The sequence below is a fragment of the Sphingobacterium paucimobilis HER1398 genome, assembly GCF_000416985.1.
GTDB classification, from domain to species: Bacteria; Bacteroidota; Bacteroidia; order Sphingobacteriales; family Sphingobacteriaceae; genus Sphingobacterium; species Sphingobacterium paucimobilis.
The window spans coordinates 131675-149364 of record NZ_ATDL01000016.1 but is presented as its reverse complement, the minus strand read 5'-3'; the positions used below and the strand labels follow the sequence as shown (position 1 = coordinate 149364).

Sequence of the window (17690 nt, the reverse complement as noted above, 5' to 3'; positions counted from 1 at the left end):
TTGAAATTTATAAATTTCAACGCTTTTTTACGTTATCGAAACGACTAATTCTGCGTTCTGTTATAAATTTTATCCAGCAACTCGAATAGTTCAGGATAATCCTCCTTAAGCCGACTGGGCTTACTAAAAAAATACTCGGACAACACGGCTAGAAATTCAGCATCATTTGTTGCAGCATATGCCCTGATTGTAGAATCACCATCTCTGATCGAGCGTATCGTCCTATCCATTTCCTCCAACCAAGGTTTTATCAAATCCTTTGGTATCAGATACTCAGGTATCCCATCCACCTCTCCATCTGCCTTATCAATAAGATGTACAAATTCATGCACAGCAGTATTTCCCACACTATATTGTTCAAAACCGTCCCGCAAAGCAGGCAATGATAAAACCATTTTCCGATTCATTGCGCCCGAACCGACCATGCCTGCAACATTTTTATGAGCAGCCTCCGTATCAAACCGTTCGTCGAAATAATCTGGATAAACGATTACCTCATCTAGATTTTCATAAGCCCATGTTTCAAAATGAAGTAGTGGTATTGTAGCACTAGCAGCTAACAATACACGGTCATCATCCTTCAGATTCGCTCCCTTTTCGGCGGAAATCTTAACACGCTTCAGAAAGTACTGAACTCGCTCTCGAAATATATCCTTTTCAGAGTCAGACAATTTCCTATAGAATCTAACCCTATCCGACAGTACTTTTTCAACAAAAGAAGAAGGAAGATTAACATACACATGATCATTCTTACGTTTAAAACTCTTAAAGACATAAAAAACCAAAAGAAAACCTACACAAAAAATTACACTGGTAACAAGATAGGGATTATACATATTTCACATTTATGTTTATCTTAGTAAGATACTAAGATAAAGTAAGCTATGCCAACTAAAAGTTACCATTATTCGGACGGCCAGAACTCCTTTGGTCCAATTCCACTTGAAGAACTTCGAATGAAGCAGATTGGCCCCAATACACTGATATGGTCCGAAGACTTAGTAACTTGGACAAAAGCTCAAGATGTGGCTGAGCTTGCAGATCTATTTACCAGTGCTAATAGTGCAAATCATCCGCCTATACCCCCAAAACAAATAACAGACTCGTCATTTCCCAATACAAACAATCCTTCCGCGCCCTATTTAAGACCACCGAAAACATACTTAATAGAAAGTATAATCACGACGATAATATGTTGCTGGATATTTGGTATTCCCTCCATAGTGTATGCTTCTAGAGTAGAAAAAAAGTTTTATGCTGGCGATATAGCAGGTGCTGAAAGTGATTCCAAGAATGCTAAAAAATGGATTATAATTAACCTAGTAGCCTGTGCTGCCGTATGGTTACTGGGAATAGGTATATTTGGCTTAGGTCTGATTAGCGGAGCATTTCAATGAGACTAAACAAGCGACAGAGGGTTCTTTTGCTTTACCCTCTGACCCTGGTAACGGTTGCTCTTTTATATAAATATTTTAATCCTTTGGAAAGCTTATTTTTTCCAAAATGCCCTGTTAAGGCTATAACCGGACTAGACTGTCCGGGATGCGGAGGACAACGTGCAGCGCACTCTCTACTCAATGGAGATGTTAGACAAGCATTTATGGAAAATCCGTTGTTACCCCTTCTCATACCTTATTTAATTCTGGGATTTTACCTACAAATCATACCGCAACCGACAAATGGAGAACTGAAATTAAAGAAGGTATTGTACGGCCAAAGCGCTATTTTAATACTTGGAATCATTCTTTTTATTTTCACCATTCTACGAAACATAATATCATAAAACAGAGTGCTTCATTTCGAAGGAACAAAAAAAAATCCCTGACTAAAACAGCCAGGGATTTTTTTATATATGATAAGAACAATTATTACATCATTCCGCCCATGCCACCAGCCATTGGTGGAACACCAGCACTAGCGCCTGCCTCTTCTGGCTCATCAGCCAATACGCACTCCGTAGTCAATAACATTGACGCGATTGAAGCCGCATTTTCTAAAGCTACGCGAGATACTTTAGTCGGATCAATAACTCCAGCGCCAATTAAATTCTCAAATTTATCTGTGCGGGCATTATATCCGAAATCAGCAGTACCTTCTTTTACTTTTTGCACGATCACTGCGCCTTCGATACCTGCATTAAAACAGATCTGACGCAAAGGCTCTTCGATAGCTCTCTTGATGATATCAATACCAATTTGCTCATCTTCGTTACTGCCTTTAAGACCAGCTAAAGCCTCGACTGCGCGAATGAAGGCTACACCTCCACCAGCAACGATTCCTTCTTCAACAGCAGCACGAGTAGCATGCAATGCATCATCCACACGGTCTTTCTTCTCTTTCATCTCCACCTCAGTAGTAGCACCTACGTAAAGAACAGCAACACCGCCAGATAATTTAGCCAAACGCTCTTGTAATTTCTCACGATCGTAATCAGATGTTGTAGTTTCAATCTGAGAACGAATCTGTGCAACGCGAGCTTTAATGTCATCAGCATTACCAGAACCATTGATTACTGTAGTGTTATCCTTATCGATTACTACTTTCTCAGCTTGACCTAGATAAGACAATTCAGCATTTTCCAATTTGTAACCTCTCTCTTCAGAGATAACTGTACCACCTGTCAAGATCGCTATATCTTCTAGCATTGCTTTGCGGCGATCTCCAAATCCAGGAGCTTTAACAGCTGCAACTTTCAGTGAACCACGGATTTTGTTGACAACCAAAGTAGCTAACGCCTCTCCATCTAAGTCTTCCGCAATAATCAACAACGGTTTACCAGTCTGAACTTGTTTCTCCAAAACAGGCAACAACTCCTTCATATTACTAATTTTCTTATCGTAGATCAGAATATAAGGATTTTCCAATTCAGCCTCCATCTTATCGGAGTTAGTCACGAAATATGGAGATAAGTAACCACGATCAAATTGCATCCCTTCAACCGTTTTAACTTCTGTTTCCGTTCCTTTAGCTTCTTCAACAGTAATAACACCATCATTACCAACCTTTTCCATTGCTTCTGCAATCAAAGATCCGATAACTTCATCGTTATTGGCCGAGATAGAGGCTACCTGTTTAATCTTGTTGTTATCTGCACCTACAGCCTGAGACTGAGATTTCAAATTAGCAACTACAGTTGTTACAGCTTTATCAATTCCTCTTTTCAAATCCATGGGGTTAGCTCCAGCTGCTACAGATTTAATACCAGGAGCAACAATAGCTTGAGCTAAAACAGTCGCCGTAGTAGTACCGTCACCTGCTTGATCAGCAGTTTTCGAGGCTACTTCTTTCACCATTTGAGCACCCATATTTTCCAATGCATCTTTAAGCTCAATCTCTTTCGCCACAGAAACACCATCCTTCGTTATCGAAGGTGAACCAAATTTCTTTTCGATAATTACGTTACGACCTTTAGGTCCCAATGTTACTTTTACTGCATTTGCAAGGGTATCAACTCCCTTTTTAAGGGCTTCACGTGCCTCAACGTTATATTTAACTTGTTTTGCCATTTTGTTAGTATTAAGTAGTTAGTTTTGAGTATTTAGACAATAAATATTGTAGCATACGTCTCTGATAACTCTTATTTTCAATTTTTAATTTTGACCTTTTAATTAAAGTACCGCGTAGATATCTGCTTCACGCATAATCAAATACTCTTTACCTTCATAGGTAATTTCAGTACCTGCATATTTACCATACAACACCTTGTCACCAACTTTAACAGTAAGTGGTTCCTCTGGTTTTCCAGCGCCAACCGCAACGATAGTACCCTGTGATGGTTTTTCTTTAGCCGTATCCGGGATGTAGATACCTGATGCTGTTTTCTCTTCTGCTGGAGCAGCTTCGACTACTACTCTGTCTCCAATAGGTTTAATACTTAATGCCATAATTATACTATTATACGTTTATTGTTTAATTTAACCTTATACACTACATTATCACCAACTGTGCCAAAGGGGATAGACGACAAAATATTGCCATTTTTTCACTTCAGCCAACACGAATGACAGTCTTCTTTTACACAGCAATGTCAGTATGACAGTTGGGCAAAAAAAAAGCCTTACAATGAATTGTAAGGCTTTCTATTTTTTTTAAACCACTATTTTGAAGAATCGGCCTTGTCCGGAGCAGCTTGCTGACCTTGAGCCGGAGCATTCAAGTTTAATGCGGGCGCCTGAGCCGGAGCTTCAATCTGATTAGAAAGCCCCCCAGCATTAGAACCTGATCCAGGACCCAAAATATTAATAGCTAAACTAAATACCATAAGTGCTATTACTAAAGTCCATGTTCCTTTCTCTAAAAAGTCGCCTGTACGTTGAACTCCCATCAAGTTACTCCCACCAGCAAATCCTGATGATAAACCTCCACCTTTTGGATTTTGGATAAGCACAAAGAATGCTAAAACCACACTTACCAAAATAATCAGGATAATGAATAATGTTGTCATTTCTTAGTTAATATTATTTATAAGTTTTTCTCTAATTCTTGAATTTGGGTCGCAAAATACGATTTTTTTTCTGGATATTTCAAAATTAATTTTTTGAATACCTCAATCGCTTTAAGATACAGCGCCTGATCGACATAAATGTTGGCCAAAGTCTCCGTAACCAGCGAATAATTGTCTTCAGCACTCTGTCTGGCCATATTTTCATTATGAAGCTTCTGGGCAGAAGGCGCTTGTATAATAGGTTCTTCCTTAATAAAACGCTCGATCACCTCATCGCTCTTTTTGGGCTCCACCACCTTTAAAGGACTATTCTTTACTGCATCACTCAACTTGCTTTCCGGTGCCTGAAAATGAATAATATTTTCCTTGATTTGCTGATCAAGAATGGTCTCATCCAATTTGGATAAATCGAAATGTCCTTTCTCAGGCTTAGGCAGATGTGGCACGATAAAAGGCTGATACGTATCCGCATACTCCAATCTCGTCTTATGCAACCACCATCTAAAGCTATACGGCATCAGATCATCATTATACAGACTGACATCTTCAGGTTCATCATCAGACAATATTGGCATGACATCCGAATTCTCAGGCGACTCTCCTTTCTCTTTCTGCTCAAAAACAAAATAATCGCCCAGCACCGCTCCACCATGTACCAGTTTATCCAATTCGACACCTTCTTGTTCCGAAACAGCATCCGCCTCCACTTCTGTTTCCGTAATTGCAGCCGCTTCCACATCAACTTCTTCCTCCAACACTTCTTCTGTAGTTCCAGCCTCATCTTCTACTCTTATCTCCCCAGCACCATCGTATATTTCAAAAGGTATATATTCTTCTTCCTCAGGAACAATCTCCTCCACTTTTACCATAGGAGCGTTCACAAAACTCCACAGCCAGTTTGCATTAGCAGCATATAGGAGCGCAAGTTCACGGCTTGGAGATTCTTCCTCCACAAGCTTTTTCCTCCGCTCATAAGCAAATATCAAAGGCTGAGAATAAGGAAATCGTACTATCAAACCCAATAAATCATCCTCCGTCAACCGAGAAGGATCAACAAGAGCCTGTCTATATAATATATGTGCCGAATTGTTTAAATCTGTCATGTCTAAGTCGGTATACTACCAGTTAGCAAAAGCTTTATTATATATATCCTCAGTCAGTGCTTTGATGATTTCTTGATTCAACTGAGCTTCATAACTCGTGACATCTGAACCCGGAAATTCCTTAAACTGAGAAAAACTCTCCTCGAAATTACTTTCACCGGTCTGATCGAGACGATTAGTATACTTTACTTTTACCGTAATCGTCAATCTACTGTTTTCTGCTCGTTCAAGCCCTCCCGCCGCAACAGACGCAGGCGTAATCGTATAATTCGTTATCATTCCTTCGAAAACCGCATCCCCATCCGCATTAACCTGACTTAAACTAGATTGTGTCCGAATACGTTCTTTCAACCCTTCGGTAAAATTCTGGCTAAGCGTCGTATATACCATAGGCGCAATATTCTCGAAATATAAAACAGAATACGTTTTCATATCTTTTGGAATAGAGCCCCCTGTAAAACCATATTTAACACGGCAACTTTGGACAACCAAAAGCACAAGTAATATGGCTCCAATAGTTCTAATCTGACCTGTTAATCCCCACATAAGTATCTAGTCTAAATTTAAGTCTTTAATTTTTCTATACAAGGTACGCTCAGAAATACCCAACTCTTGAGCAGCAGACTTCCGTTTACCTTTGTGTTTCTTTAAGGCCTTCTTGATCATATCCGATTCCTTATCTACCAAAGAAAGAGACTCTTCAACCTCCTCCACATCTTGCGTATCATCGATCGATACATAGCTGTTGCCTGAAGTATTGGTATTAGGATTATGTATAGTCAAAGTAGCAGTTTGCCCCGATTCCTCATTATATAGCTGAGGTGTACCTGGCTTCACCTCTTGATATAACTGACTTATATACTGCGAATTTTGATCATAAGAAGCAGGGCTAGCACCATTTTGCAACAGCTCTACGACCAGTTTTTTCAAATCCACCATATCCTTCTTCATATCAAAAAGGACTTTATATAAAATATCACGTTCTGAAAAATCTTCTTTACTTTGTTCTTTCACAAAAACAGGCAGGCTACTCGAGCTTTTCTCTACTGGCAAGTAATTGCTCAGAATTCGAGCATCAACGATTCTCTCTTTTTCTAAGACTGCTATCTGTTCTGCAATATTCTTTAATTGGCGTACATTACCTGGCCAGCTATAATTTGTCAACAACTCCTGAGCATCAGGTGTCAGTTGCACGCCCGGTGACCGATACTTATCAGCAAAGTCAACAACAAACTTTCTAAACAATAGAAATATATCTTCCTTCCGCTCCCGCAAAGATGGTATCCGCAGAGGAACAGTATTGAGTCTGTAATACAGATCTTCTCTAAACTTACCTTTCTTTACGGCTTCGTAGACATCCACATTCGTAGCTGCGACCACGCGAACATTAGCTTTTTGAACTTTCGAAGAACCAACACGGATATATTCTCCTGATTCCAAAACCCGCAGAAGCCGAGCCTGTGTATTCAAAGGCAGTTCTCCTACTTCATCCAAAAAGATCGTCCCACCATCAACGACTTCAAAGTAGCCCTTGCGTGCTTCATGAGCTCCAGTAAAGGAACCTTTTTCATGTCCAAACAATTCCGAGTCAATTGTTCCCTCGGGGATAGCACCGCAATTGACGGCAATAAAAGGCCCATGCTTACGCGAACTCAATTGATGGATAATATGAGAGAAAACTTCCTTACCAACACCACTCTCCCCTTGTATTAAAACAGATATATCAGTTGGCGCCACCTGCTTTGCCACATCGATCGCACGATTCAGCAGAGGAGAGTTTCCTATAATCCCAAATCTATTTTTTATATCTTGGATATCCATCTATCTTAGTCTTGAGTAATGAGATATTCTTATTGAATTCCTTGGTTAATATTAATCAACAATACGTCCTATCAATGTGGCAGAAGTACAACTCTCGCCGAGCACATGAACATAATCACCAATCTTGAATCGTGCATCTACAGGAAAAACAACCATAGTGTTCTGATCGTTACGCCCACAGTAGTCCTGATCTGAACGCTTAGAAAAACCCTCGATCAACACTTTATGAACTTTCCCCACATACTGCTGTATACGTTCCAAACTATGCTCTTGCTGTTTATTTACAACCTCTGTCAACCTTCTCTTTTTGATATCTTCAGGTATGTCATCGGCATAACGTTTTGCAGCCAGCGTACCAGGTCGTTCTGAATAAGCGAACATATAAGCGAAATCATACTTCACGAAGTCCATCATCGAGAGCGTCTCCTGATGTTCTTCTTCAGTCTCTGTACAAAAACCCGTAATAACGTCTGTTGAAATCGCACACTCGGGTATAATACGACGAATAGCCTCCACACGTTCCATATACCATTCCCTATCGTATGTTCTATTCATCAACTCCAATACGCGTGAGTTGCCCGACTGTACAGGCAGATGAATATACTTACAGATGTTTTCATAGCGCCCAATAGTGTACAATACCTCATCCGTAATATCTTTTGGATGCGAAGTAGAGAAGCGTATACGCAACTCCGGACTTACCTGAGCAACAAGCTCCAATAAGTTTGCAAAATTAACTGCTGCCTGAGGCTCCTCACCCTCTTCTACCGCAGGCGTATATTTGTAAGAATCGACATTTTGACCCAACAAAGTCACTTCACGATATCCTGCATCAAACAGCTCCTGGGCTTCTTTGATGATAGATTGCGTATCCCTGCTTCTTTCTCTTCCCCGCGTAAACGGTACTACACAAAAAGAACACATATTGTCGCAGCCTCGCATAATAGATATGAAAGCGGAAACTCCATTAGAATTCAATCGAACAGGACTAATATCAGCGTACGTCTCCTCACGGGACAATAATACATTGACCGCTTTATTTCCATCATCAACTTTTTCAATCAAATTAGGCAGATCACGATACGCATCTGGTCCCACAACGACATCCACCAATTTCTCTTCTTCTAGAAACTTAGCTTTCAATCGTTCGGCCATACAACCCAGCACACCAACGACCATACCTGGATTCTTTGCTTTAGCCGACTCAAATTCTTTCAAACGATTTCGAACACGCTGCTCTGCATTTTCTCGAATAGAACACGTATTAATAAATACAACGTCCGCTTCCTTATAATCTTTGGTAGTCTCAAACCCCTTATCGATCAATATAGATGCAACAATTTCACTGTCCGAAAAATTCATTTGGCAACCATAACTCTCAATATAAAGTTTTCTCCCATCCGATTTACCGGTTGGAGCCAACTCTAGGGCCTCTCCCTGACGATTTTCGTCGTGTGTCTTTGTTGTATGCGTTAATTCTAACATAGCTTATTATAAAAGACTACAAAGTTAGAAATAAAATATCATTTTTTATGACAGTTTGGCAGAGCTTACCAAATTTTAACAAATAATCATAAGCTCCGATCAGGTATACTTTTCAAAAGGGTTTATACAGCGATCATCGCTACAAAGTATCCGCTAACGAAAAAAGCTCTCCGATTTGGAGAGCCCTTCATTAATACCATTATGCTACGGCAATCTTATTGCCCCACTTCTCTTCTTGCCTCGTCTTGCATTTTCTTACTCGCTGTGATCACAATCTCCACACGGCGATTTTGTGCACGACCAGCCTCTGTATCATTAGAAGCTATAGGCTCTGAATAATTTTTTCCTTCTGTAGATATACGACCTGCAGCTAATCCTTGCGATACAGCATAGTCTCTTACCGATCTAGCACGATCACTGGACACCTTATCGTTTGCAGCCAGTGTACCCACATTATCCGTATGTCCAATAACCAAAATATCCGTATTAGGCTCTTTATTCAAAGTTTCGACCAATTTGGCGATATTTGTCTTGGCCTCCCCTTTTAACGTAGATTTGTTAAAGTCAAACAAAATACCAGAATCAAATTTCACCAAGATAGCCTCATCTACCTTTTCTACTTCAGCACCAGCAATCGTATTCTCAATCTCTCTAGCCTGCTTATCCATTTTATTACCGATCAAAGTACCTGCTGCACCACCGATAACTGCACCAGCGATAGCACCTATAGCCGTATTACCAGCCTTTCCTCCAATCAATGCACCAAGACCGGCTCCTGCTGTCGTACCAATGGCTCCACCTTTAGTTGCATTATTAGCATTTTGAATGGTTGAACAGCTCCCTAATAACAATGCAGAGGTAGCCAAAGAAAGACCATACACTGCTAATTTCTGATTCATTTTCATATCTTTACAAATAATGTTTTCTATATATCCCTATTTACTGAACAAAGTAAATGCCAAAACTGAACACAATACACACTCCGCCACCTTTACCTTATGTTTTATTTAATTTTGTGGAGGAATCTCTAACTTTGGTAATTTAACAGGAGCTGGTCGTCCCTGCTCATCCCAAGTCTTAAAAGACTTAGCTATATAATTCAGTAAATCATACTGTCCCCAGTTTTTCGATACTTCATAAGAAGGACGATATATTTCCATAAAATTCGAGAGAGCTTCTCCCTCCAAATCCGTGTGCTCGGAAACTATACTCTTGGTAAAAATACGATCCACAGCAATTTCATTAACCTCACGATCCATATATTTTTCGAACCGCTTCATATTCTTAGCCTCTCTTCCAAAAAGATTGTACAATGCAGTGGCAGGACTATTTAAGTAAGTCCCCACTCTATTCTTTCCTCCATTATAAATACCTTTCTTCTCATAGTCGCGTAGGATATCTTCCATTTCTTGCTGTCTTGTCTTTCGCGCCACGACCACGGTTTCAATCTGCATTCCAGGCTGCATCTCCAAAACAACATCATCCAGCGTATACAATACAGTTTTTATAGCACCATATCCTACCTTGGTAACGGCGAGCGTATCACCAATCATCGCGTCTATATAGAAAACACCAAAATTATTCGACGTCACCTTCCTATTTGTTTTCAGATTGATCACATTAACATCCGCTAGACGGTTTCCGGTACTCTTCTCCAAGATTAAACCAGATACCTTTGGCAATTCTGTCATCTGTGCCATTCCATTTTGCATAACAAAAAACAAAATGGGGAACAAGATTGCTATCTTAATAAAAAATCTAATCATTGGTACTAATGTAAACAAATATTGGACTGCTGAATGTTAAAAAGTATTAAACAAGTTTTCACTTAAAAGGATAAAAAACAAAGTTAGCCCCCTCCGGAACAACAACAAATAAGCACATAAAATCATCTGCCTTTTTAAAGTGCTTTTCAAAATAAGCTTTCCTATCGCTTTCAATTACCCCTTTTTCCACAAATTCTTCCAATGAGCTCGCATTTATCGACCAATTTGTATTCAGCTCGGCTTTATCCAGTATAACTTCCCCCAGACTCACCTCATGCTGATGAGCGATAAAAATAGGATAAAGTGTATACCCCTCCGCAATCATCTCACCCGAAATCTCTTTTATCGACTCGCTATAAAAATCCAAATCAACTTTCAAGCTTGTTAAAGGACTACTGCCTTTCGAAGGTCCTTCCTCCCCCCCATTAGTAGATTTATTATTTAAAAGATCACTTAAATCCATATTGCTTTATTTTAACTGTAGTAAAACCACATTCTCAACATGCTGTGTCTGAGGGAACATATCGACAGGCTTAATACGCACAACATCATACTTAGTACAGAGCATCTCCAAATCGCGTGCTTGTGTAGCAGCATTGCAACTGACATATACGATTTTTGCAGCCTCCATCTCCAATATGCGCTTAACCACATCAGGATGCATACCTGCCCGTGGAGGATCAGTAATCAATACATCAGGTTTACCATGTTCCGCAATAAAGTCCATCGTCAACACGTCTTTCATATCTCCAGCAAAAAACTTCGTATTCTCGATATTATTAATCGAAGAGTTAACTTTCGCATCCTCAATCGCAGAAGGAACATACTCTACTCCAATAACCTGTTTGGCATTTCGGGCGACAAAATTAGCAATCGTACCCGCTCCTGTGTACAAATCATAGACCAACTCATCCCCCCGTAGTCCTGCAAAATCTCGAGTGATTTTGTACAGTTCGTAAGCCTGACGTGAATTTGTCTGATAGAAAGATTTTGGTCCAACCTTAAACTGCAAGCCTTCCATCTCTTCATAAATAAAATCCCGACCACGGAATACCTGAATATCTTGATCAAAAATCGTATCGTTTTTCTTTTGATTGACGATGTATAATAAAGAAACTATTTCTGGAAATTGAGTTGCAACGTATTCCATCAGCATCGCTACCTGTCCCTCTTCAGGGTACGCAAAGACAACAATAACCATCACCTCTCCGGTAGAGGAAGTACGGATAATCAAATTACGCAGTGCCCCTTCATGCATACGCAGATCATAAAAGGAAATCTTATTTTCAACAGCAAACTTACGAATAGCGTTACGCAACTTATTAGATGGTTCTTCCTGTAAGAAGCAATGCTCAATATCGAGAATTTTATCGAACCGTCCAGGCACGTGAAATCCCAATGCATCCATATCATTGGTATCTGCGGCTTCATCCACATTCGTCAACCAACGTTTATTCGAAAACGTATACTCTAATTTATTCCGATAGTATTGCGTCTGCTCCGAACCTAAAATAGGCTCCATGCCAGCAGTATCTACTTTACCTATACGAGACAGTGCATTATCAACACTCTGCTGTTTAAACCTCAGCTGAGCATCGTATGACATATGTTGCCATTTACATCCACCACACACTCCAAAATGAGGACAGAATGGATCAATACGATAAGGAGATGCTGAGACGATCTCCGTAACACGCCCCTCTGCAAAACTCTTTTTCTTGCGCTGCAACTCTACATTGACCACATCTCCCGGAATAGCTTTTTCTATAAACAGCACTAAATCGTCATGTCTTCCTACACCTTTTCCTTCCTCAGCAATATCAAAAATCTCAACATTGCTCAGGCTTCTTTTTTCTTGCGGTATTCTTCTTCCCATATGTCTGCAAAAATACATTTTTAGCAGCATATTAACACCATCATAAAAGAGGGAACGCACTGACAAGAATAGGAAAATACAATCAGACTGTATTAAGCTATAGTCGCTTGAACCAAATAAGGTAGGATCTCCTTTTGGAAAGAGATAAAGTTCTTTTTAACATCGGCATCGGTTACCGCAGTAAAGGCAAACGAAAAGACAATGTTTTTACTGGTCTTTATCAGAAAGGTCAACTTCTCTTCAACAATCGTATTTCCAATGGCTTCATTTTGAATAAATGAACTCAACAAAAGAAACTCCAGATCATCCGATAAAGTTTTCAGGTACTCCTGCGCATTCGTGGACTCACGGATAAACTCCCACCCCACAAACTCATTACATACGGTATAGGTTACTCGGCTTACACGTAAAATTGTATTGGCCAAAAAAGTAGGAAGATCTTTTTCCCGGACACCCGAACTGAGAATATCCTGCACATTCTCCCGTATATAATCCAAAAGGACTTCATGAAGAATCGTCTCTTTAGAAGAAAAGTATTTATAGAAGGTTACCTTAGAAATATTAGCCTGTTTAGCCAACTCATTGACACTGGTCTTGTTATAACCATATTTTCGAAACAAGTCTCGGGCAGCCTTCTTTATTACTAAAACCAGATCTTCTTGACTCATGTATTAATTGTAAATTTTATAGAAGTCACCGCTCTTACTGACGCGGTACGGTTTCAGATGACATTCCGCGATATGTGCAGGAGAGCCATCCAAAAGCAACCATTTAGCGCCAGAGGCACTATCCACGACTTCAAAACCATTGACTTCAACGCGATTCCGCTGCTGGATATTGACCGTACTACAACGATCATAAGCTATTACATTACCTCCATCATTGTAGACAATAAGCCCACAGACACCACCGTCTGCATATGCCCAACCTCCAGGTCTATATAAATCGGGACTGGATCCCTGACTAAGCGTCACCTGAAACGTCACATTAGGCACTACATTGCATCCGCCACTCCCACAACTCCCGCAAAAGAGGCTCAAAAAGACGAATGCAATATAAGTGTTAATGTGTTTCATTATATGATCTCCGTTTCGAACTGCGATAAGAACCGCGTATCGTTTTCAGAGAAAAGACGCAGGTCTTTTATTTCGTATTTAAGATTGGTAACACGCTCTATTCCCATCCCGAATGCAAAACCGCTATATTTTTTACTGTCAATATTACAGTTTTCAAGCACATTGGGATCCACCATTCCACATCCAAGGATTTCGACCCAGCCGGATCCTTTACACAGATTACATCCCGCGCCTTTACAGATGGTACACGAGATATCCATCTCCGCAGACGGTTCTGTAAACGGGAAATAAGAGGGGCGGAAACGTACTTTCGTACCTTCTCCATACAGCTCTTGCACAAAATGAAACAGGGTCTGCTTCAAATCTGCAAATGAGACATTCTCATCGACATACAAACCTTCGACCTGATGAAAAAAGCAATGCGCACGAGCAGAGATAGCTTCATTTCTATATACTCGGCCTGGCATAATTGCGCGAAATGGCGGTTTGCCCATCTCCATCATACGAACCTGCACAGACGATGTATGTGTACGTAAAGCGATATCGTTGCCATCTTGCTTTTTTATAAAGAAAGTGTCTTGCATATCGCGAGCAGGGTGTTCTGGGGGAAAGTTCAAGGCAGAAAAGTTATGCCAATCATCCTCTATTTCAGGACCTTCAGACACCACAAACCCAAGTTTTTTGAAAATATCAACAATCTCTTTACGCACTAATGACAATGGGTGACGAGAACCTAACTCCATCCCTTCACCAGGAAGTGTTAAATCGCCCTCTTTTCTCTCCAAGCCATTGCTTGCTTGTTGAAATTCGGCTTGCGCACCTTGAAATTTATCTTCTGCCAACTGTTTAAATTCATTCAAGACTTTACCCAATACGCGCTTCTCTTCGGTAGAGACAGTCTTAAACTCTTCAAACAAACTTTTTACGATACCTTTAGAAACCAAAAACTTCAACCGGAATGCTTCTACATCGGCGGCCGAACTTGGAGCAAATTGCTCAATCTCTTGTGTATACTGCTTTATCTTATCTTGCAACATAAAGCCAAAGATACAGCAAAAAATAAAATTTCAAGAACCCCTTTCTATTATTTATAGTTTAAAAAGGAAGGCCATCGTTCTCCTCATTATTTTCAGTAAAATCAACCTGTTGTTCTTCTGCTTGCGAATCGGCCGCTGCACCGCCTGCCGTCTGGGGGCTAGCATTACTCTCAAAATCAGAACGACGTCCAAGCAGATTAAAACTTTCGGCCACTATCTCTGTCGCAAATCGGCGGATCCCCTCTCGATCCTCGTAGCTCCGCGTACGCAACCTTCCCTCGATATAGACCAGACGCCCTTTCGTAAGGTATTTGGCTGCGACATCCGCTAGACCTCTCCACATAACAATATTGTGCCATTCCGTCTGCTCTACCTTCTTACCATCTCTATTGAACGTTTCGGACGTTGCTAGAGGAAAACTAGCGACACGAACATTGCCGTCTAGATGACGTACCTCAGGATCTTTCCCCAGATGACCCACTAAAATAACTCTGTTAACACTTGACATAATAATTTAGGTATTTGATTTAGTCTTTAAAATACTTTTCAATAAAAGAAAAAATAAGCTTATGCTTAGCTAATTTATCCAAATTTTCTAATAAAAAGTAATGCCATGTTTCTTTTTTTTCCAAAAGACATTTAGCGTTTGGCAACCTAAAAAAACGCGCATAGATATTTTGATGACTCAACACATGCTTAGTCACTCCTCCAATCGGTTGTACCATCGTATTTCCGAAAAAAAACCGGTATTCATCGGTATGAATCAAATCCTCTAATTCAAGATCTTTCGTTGTTTCTAAGAGCGGGAACTCGTACATATTCGCCCACACATCGTCAGCTCCACGCTTGGACATCAGAATACTTTCCCCTTCTTCAATCAAAAAATAATTGAAATAACGATTTCGGGATTTCTTCGCTTTATTCTTTACAGGAAGCAAGGAAATACTATTGTCCTCAAAGGCGGCACACTCCCCACGGAATATACAATCTTGGCAGAGCGGAGCTTTCGGCTTACATACCGTAGCACCAAAATCCATAATAGCATGATTATAGGTGCCAGGATCTAGGGTACTGATCAGATCTTGAGCGAGGGACTGAAACAGCTTTTTACCTTCGGTACTGTTGATAGCTGTCGAGATTCCAAAAACCCGCGAAAGCACTCGAAACACGTTGCCATCTAGCACCGCCTTACACTCTCCTGCGGAAAAAGAAGAGATAGCTGCAGCCGTGTACTCTCCAATTCCCGGCAAGCGCAAAAGACTATCATAATCAGTCGGAAAAATCCCTTTTAGTTCATGTGCAACCGTCTTGGCTGCTTTGTGCATATTTCTTGCACGCGAATAGTACCCCAACCCCTGCCACAATCTTAGCAGCTCATCTTCACTAGCTTCGGCAAAATCCATAACGGTCGGAAAATGCTCTCTGAAAGTATAAAAATAGGGCAATCCCTGCTCCACTCTAGTCTGTTGAAGAATAATCTCCGACAACCAAATAATGTAGGGGTCCCGGGTCTTCCTCCAAGGTAAATCGCGCCCCTCTGACTGATACCATACGATAAGTTTTCTTGCGAACGACATAGCACAAAAATGAACATTTTTAACATACTTTAACAATAACATATTGAAAATCAACAACAACAAATTGATACTTAAGCACATAATATGTACTTTTGCAGGCACCGTATGTAATACCCAATAAAAGTTGAGGATATGTTAAAGAAGAAATCATCTGTATTGATTTGCATAGAGGGACATAAAGACAAGAACCTACTTGTCCCCACATTCATTGTAAAGAACTTAAAAAACATTACGCTGTTACTGCTAGCCGTTATTGTTACACTTGCAGGCTCTCTCCTCTATATGTCCTATAGACAAGAGAAAGAGTTAAACTCTCGATATGAGGCTACATTGAATCAAATAAATCAGAAAAACCGTCAGCTATCCTTGAAGAGGGTCGAGAATGAGCGGGGGATATTAGAGGCAAAAAAATCCTTTAACAAAATAGATTCTACTCTTGCTATCATTAATCAAAAAATGAAAAAGCGTGGACTAAAAACAATCGCATTGCAAAATGCAGGAGGACCGACCGAGCCTGATGAGGAGAACATCGACCTACTTAGCGAGTATTATGAAGAAGCCCTAAAAGATCTGGACAACAAGTTATCCAGCTTGCCCATCGGCATACCACATCATGGCAGAGTAACATCCAAATTTGGATACCGAGCCAACCCCTTTACAAATAGAGGACGGGAAATGCACTCCGGCGTCGACCTAAAAGGCAACACAGGAGATCCAATAAAAGCCACGGCTTCCGGAAAGGTTACTTTCTCTGGATATGAAGGCGAATATGGAAATGTTGTTAAAATAGAACACAAAAATGGATACGAAACCCGATATGCCCATCTCTCGAAAACGAAAGTAAAGAAAGGTGAAACGGTAGATGCAGGCAAAACGGTAGGTTTACTAGGAAGCACGGGCAGAAGCACAGGCCCCCATCTACATTACGAGATCTTAAAAGACGATAAAAAGATAAATCCTGAAAAGTATTTCAAGCTATAGGCACAAAAGTTCGCTATCTTTGTTTGATGACGCAAACATTCCACATCAATACACTCCACAGAGGAAAATACATGCTTTGCTTTTTTGTACTCTTGTTTACCGCCGGTGGGATCAGTTCGTACATCCCCCTTGCTGAGATTTACAAAATCATCATTGTACTTTCAACTATTCCCGCCATCTTATATATCGCCGTAAAAGTAAGTCAACGGCCCTCCACCTGGACGTTAACCCCCGAAAGTCTAACTGTTGCTTTCTCTGAACAGGTATCTGTCTATCCCATTATAGAAATCGATCACCTACGAAGCCTTACTCGCTCCGGTGGCAATCTATATGTCATCTATATGCGAAAGGAAAAACCAACCAGATATTGGCGAAACAAGCTCTTTCAAGCGGACGATGACCATCTCCTAATGCACGAAGCTCTTTTACAGAGCAATATCGAATATTTTAAATTTTAATCCCCCCACAACACTTCTTTTTTCAACACCGTATTGGCCAAAATTCACGGGGGTTTTTGTATGTTT

21 protein-coding genes are annotated in these 17690 nt (G+C 40.4%); 4 read left to right on the top strand and 17 right to left on the bottom strand.

Annotated elements, in window-relative coordinates; translation table 11 throughout:
• Window positions 1–44 precede the first annotated feature (44 nt).
• On the bottom strand, window positions 45–836 hold the full coding sequence (locus M472_RS37525; RefSeq protein WP_021071127.1) for a M90 family metallopeptidase: 792 nt from the start codon (window positions 834–836) through the stop codon (window positions 45–47).
• A gap of 48 nt (window positions 837–884) precedes the next feature.
• Here M472_RS37525 and M472_RS37520 point away from each other — a divergent pair, with 48 nt between their 5' ends.
• Complete coding sequence (locus M472_RS37520) at window positions 885–1397, top strand: CD225/dispanin family protein (RefSeq protein WP_022829398.1); 513 nt, start codon at window positions 885–887, stop codon at window positions 1395–1397.
• Window positions 1394–1783 (top strand): DUF2752 domain-containing protein, encoded by a 390-nt coding sequence (locus tag M472_RS46000; RefSeq protein WP_021071125.1) that lies wholly within the window; start codon window positions 1394–1396, stop codon window positions 1781–1783. The genes M472_RS37520 and M472_RS46000 overlap by 4 nt, the downstream gene beginning before the upstream one ends.
• A gap of 85 nt (window positions 1784–1868) precedes the next feature.
• Here M472_RS46000 and groL read toward each other — a convergent pair whose 3' ends face one another.
• The 16 genes from groL to mutY all read right to left on the bottom strand — a co-directional run bounded on the left by groL (window position 1869) and on the right by mutY (window position 16185).
• Window positions 1869–3506 carry a chaperonin GroEL gene (gene groL / locus M472_RS37510; RefSeq protein ID WP_021071124.1) on the bottom strand — a complete coding sequence of 546 codons (1638 nt, stop codon included), beginning with the start codon at window positions 3504–3506 and terminating at the stop codon, window positions 1869–1871.
• A gap of 102 nt (window positions 3507–3608) precedes the next feature.
• Window positions 3609–3884: a co-chaperone GroES gene (locus M472_RS37505; protein ID WP_021071123.1), complete on the bottom strand. Its 276-nt coding sequence runs from the start codon at window positions 3882–3884 to the stop codon at window positions 3609–3611.
• 212 nt (window positions 3885–4096) lie between these two features.
• Complete coding sequence (gene secG, locus M472_RS37500; protein ID WP_021071122.1) at window positions 4097–4444, bottom strand: preprotein translocase subunit SecG; 348 nt, start codon at window positions 4442–4444, stop codon at window positions 4097–4099.
• A 17-nt stretch (window positions 4445–4461) separates the two neighbouring features.
• Complete coding sequence (locus tag M472_RS37495; RefSeq protein ID WP_021071121.1) at window positions 4462–5547, bottom strand: hypothetical protein; 1086 nt, start codon at window positions 5545–5547, stop codon at window positions 4462–4464.
• Window positions 5548–5562: 15 nt separating this feature from the next.
• The gene (locus M472_RS37490; RefSeq protein WP_021071120.1) at window positions 5563–6093 is read right to left on the bottom strand and encodes an LptE family protein; all 531 of its coding nucleotides are present in this window, start codon (window positions 6091–6093) and stop codon (window positions 5563–5565) included.
• A gap of 6 nt (window positions 6094–6099) precedes the next feature.
• Entirely contained in the window at window positions 6100–7368 is a 1269-nt protein-coding gene (locus tag M472_RS37485) for a sigma-54-dependent Fis family transcriptional regulator (protein WP_021071119.1), read from the bottom strand.
• Between the two features lie 51 nt (window positions 7369–7419).
• Window positions 7420–8853, bottom strand: coding sequence for a tRNA (N6-isopentenyl adenosine(37)-C2)-methylthiotransferase MiaB (gene miaB / locus M472_RS37480; protein ID WP_021071118.1), 1434 nt, complete (start codon window positions 8851–8853; stop codon window positions 7420–7422).
• A gap of 215 nt (window positions 8854–9068) precedes the next feature.
• A complete protein-coding gene (locus M472_RS37475) occupies window positions 9069–9752 on the bottom strand; it encodes an OmpA family protein (protein ID WP_021071117.1) in 684 nt (227 codons plus the stop codon).
• A gap of 108 nt (window positions 9753–9860) precedes the next feature.
• Window positions 9861–10619 (bottom strand): hypothetical protein, encoded by a 759-nt coding sequence (locus tag M472_RS37470; protein ID WP_021071116.1) that lies wholly within the window; start codon window positions 10617–10619, stop codon window positions 9861–9863.
• Between the two features lie 58 nt (window positions 10620–10677).
• Window positions 10678–11082: a hypothetical protein gene (locus tag M472_RS37465; RefSeq protein WP_021071115.1), complete on the bottom strand. Its 405-nt coding sequence runs from the start codon at window positions 11080–11082 to the stop codon at window positions 10678–10680.
• 6 nt (window positions 11083–11088) lie between these two features.
• Complete coding sequence (gene rlmD, locus M472_RS37460) at window positions 11089–12495, bottom strand: 23S rRNA (uracil(1939)-C(5))-methyltransferase RlmD (protein WP_021071114.1); 1407 nt, start codon at window positions 12493–12495, stop codon at window positions 11089–11091.
• 92 nt (window positions 12496–12587) lie between these two features.
• The gene (locus M472_RS37455; protein ID WP_021071113.1) at window positions 12588–13163 is read right to left on the bottom strand and encodes a TetR/AcrR family transcriptional regulator; all 576 of its coding nucleotides are present in this window, start codon (window positions 13161–13163) and stop codon (window positions 12588–12590) included.
• A gap of 3 nt (window positions 13164–13166) precedes the next feature.
• Window positions 13167–13571, bottom strand: coding sequence for a hypothetical protein (locus M472_RS37450; RefSeq protein WP_022829396.1), 405 nt, complete (start codon window positions 13569–13571; stop codon window positions 13167–13169).
• Window positions 13571–14608, bottom strand: a complete 1038-nt coding sequence (gene pheS, locus M472_RS37445) for a phenylalanine--tRNA ligase subunit alpha (protein WP_021071111.1) — start codon at window positions 14606–14608, stop codon at window positions 13571–13573. Before pheS ends, M472_RS37450 begins: the two co-directional genes overlap by 1 nt.
• Before the next feature lie 58 nt (window positions 14609–14666).
• The gene (locus tag M472_RS37440; RefSeq protein WP_021071110.1) at window positions 14667–15116 is read right to left on the bottom strand and encodes a single-stranded DNA-binding protein; all 450 of its coding nucleotides are present in this window, start codon (window positions 15114–15116) and stop codon (window positions 14667–14669) included.
• A 19-nt stretch (window positions 15117–15135) separates the two neighbouring features.
• Entirely contained in the window at window positions 15136–16185 is a 1050-nt protein-coding gene (gene mutY / locus M472_RS37435; RefSeq protein WP_031301868.1) for an A/G-specific adenine glycosylase, read from the bottom strand.
• 132 nt (window positions 16186–16317) lie between these two features.
• Here mutY and M472_RS45900 point away from each other — a divergent pair, with 132 nt between their 5' ends.
• On the top strand, window positions 16318–17166 hold the full coding sequence (locus M472_RS45900; protein ID WP_031301867.1) for a M23 family metallopeptidase: 849 nt from the start codon (window positions 16318–16320) through the stop codon (window positions 17164–17166).
• Between the two features lie 26 nt (window positions 17167–17192).
• On the top strand, window positions 17193–17624 hold the full coding sequence (locus tag M472_RS37425) for a hypothetical protein (protein WP_021071107.1): 432 nt from the start codon (window positions 17193–17195) through the stop codon (window positions 17622–17624).
• The last annotated feature ends 66 nt before the right edge of the window (window positions 17625–17690 follow it).

What these genes read in the sequence shown, in the direction of transcription:
- M472_RS37450 (WP_022829396.1), bottom strand. Translation starts at nt 13,571, where the DNA reads ATGAAACACATTAACACTTATATTGCATTCGTCTTTTTGAGCCTCTTT.
- M472_RS37495 (WP_021071121.1), bottom strand. Translation starts at nt 5,547, where the DNA reads ATGACAGATTTAAACAATTCGGCACATATATTATATAGACAGGCTCTT.
- M472_RS37475 (WP_021071117.1), bottom strand. Translation starts at nt 9,752, where the DNA reads ATGAATCAGAAATTAGCAGTGTATGGTCTTTCTTTGGCTACCTCTGCA.
- M472_RS37525 (WP_021071127.1), bottom strand. Translation starts at nt 836, where the DNA reads ATGTATAATCCCTATCTTGTTACCAGTGTAATTTTTTGTGTAGGTTTT.
- miaB (WP_021071118.1), bottom strand. Translation starts at nt 8,853, where the DNA reads ATGTTAGAATTAACGCATACAACAAAGACACACGACGAAAATCGTCAG.
- mutY (WP_031301868.1), bottom strand. Translation starts at nt 16,185, where the DNA reads ATGTCGTTCGCAAGAAAACTTATCGTATGGTATCAGTCAGAGGGGCGC.
- rlmD (WP_021071114.1), bottom strand. Translation starts at nt 12,495, where the DNA reads ATGGGAAGAAGAATACCGCAAGAAAAAAGAAGCCTGAGCAATGTTGAG.
- groL (WP_021071124.1), bottom strand. Translation starts at nt 3,506, where the DNA reads ATGGCAAAACAAGTTAAATATAACGTTGAGGCACGTGAAGCCCTTAAA.
- M472_RS37505 (WP_021071123.1), bottom strand. Translation starts at nt 3,884, where the DNA reads ATGGCATTAAGTATTAAACCTATTGGAGACAGAGTAGTAGTCGAAGCT.
- M472_RS46000 (WP_021071125.1), top strand. Translation starts at nt 1,394, where the DNA reads ATGAGACTAAACAAGCGACAGAGGGTTCTTTTGCTTTACCCTCTGACC.
- pheS (WP_021071111.1), bottom strand. Translation starts at nt 14,608, where the DNA reads ATGTTGCAAGATAAGATAAAGCAGTATACACAAGAGATTGAGCAATTT.
- M472_RS37455 (WP_021071113.1), bottom strand. Translation starts at nt 13,163, where the DNA reads ATGAGTCAAGAAGATCTGGTTTTAGTAATAAAGAAGGCTGCCCGAGAC.
- M472_RS37440 (WP_021071110.1), bottom strand. Translation starts at nt 15,116, where the DNA reads ATGTCAAGTGTTAACAGAGTTATTTTAGTGGGTCATCTGGGGAAAGAT.
- M472_RS37490 (WP_021071120.1), bottom strand. Translation starts at nt 6,093, where the DNA reads ATGTGGGGATTAACAGGTCAGATTAGAACTATTGGAGCCATATTACTT.
- M472_RS37485 (WP_021071119.1), bottom strand. Translation starts at nt 7,368, where the DNA reads ATGGATATCCAAGATATAAAAAATAGATTTGGGATTATAGGAAACTCT.
- M472_RS45900 (WP_031301867.1), top strand. Translation starts at nt 16,318, where the DNA reads ATGTTAAAGAAGAAATCATCTGTATTGATTTGCATAGAGGGACATAAA.
- secG (WP_021071122.1), bottom strand. Translation starts at nt 4,444, where the DNA reads ATGACAACATTATTCATTATCCTGATTATTTTGGTAAGTGTGGTTTTA.
- M472_RS37465 (WP_021071115.1), bottom strand. Translation starts at nt 11,082, where the DNA reads ATGGATTTAAGTGATCTTTTAAATAATAAATCTACTAATGGGGGGGAG.
- M472_RS37470 (WP_021071116.1), bottom strand. Translation starts at nt 10,619, where the DNA reads ATGATTAGATTTTTTATTAAGATAGCAATCTTGTTCCCCATTTTGTTT.
- M472_RS37520 (WP_022829398.1), top strand. Translation starts at nt 885, where the DNA reads ATGCCAACTAAAAGTTACCATTATTCGGACGGCCAGAACTCCTTTGGT.
- M472_RS37425 (WP_021071107.1), top strand. Translation starts at nt 17,193, where the DNA reads ATGACGCAAACATTCCACATCAATACACTCCACAGAGGAAAATACATG.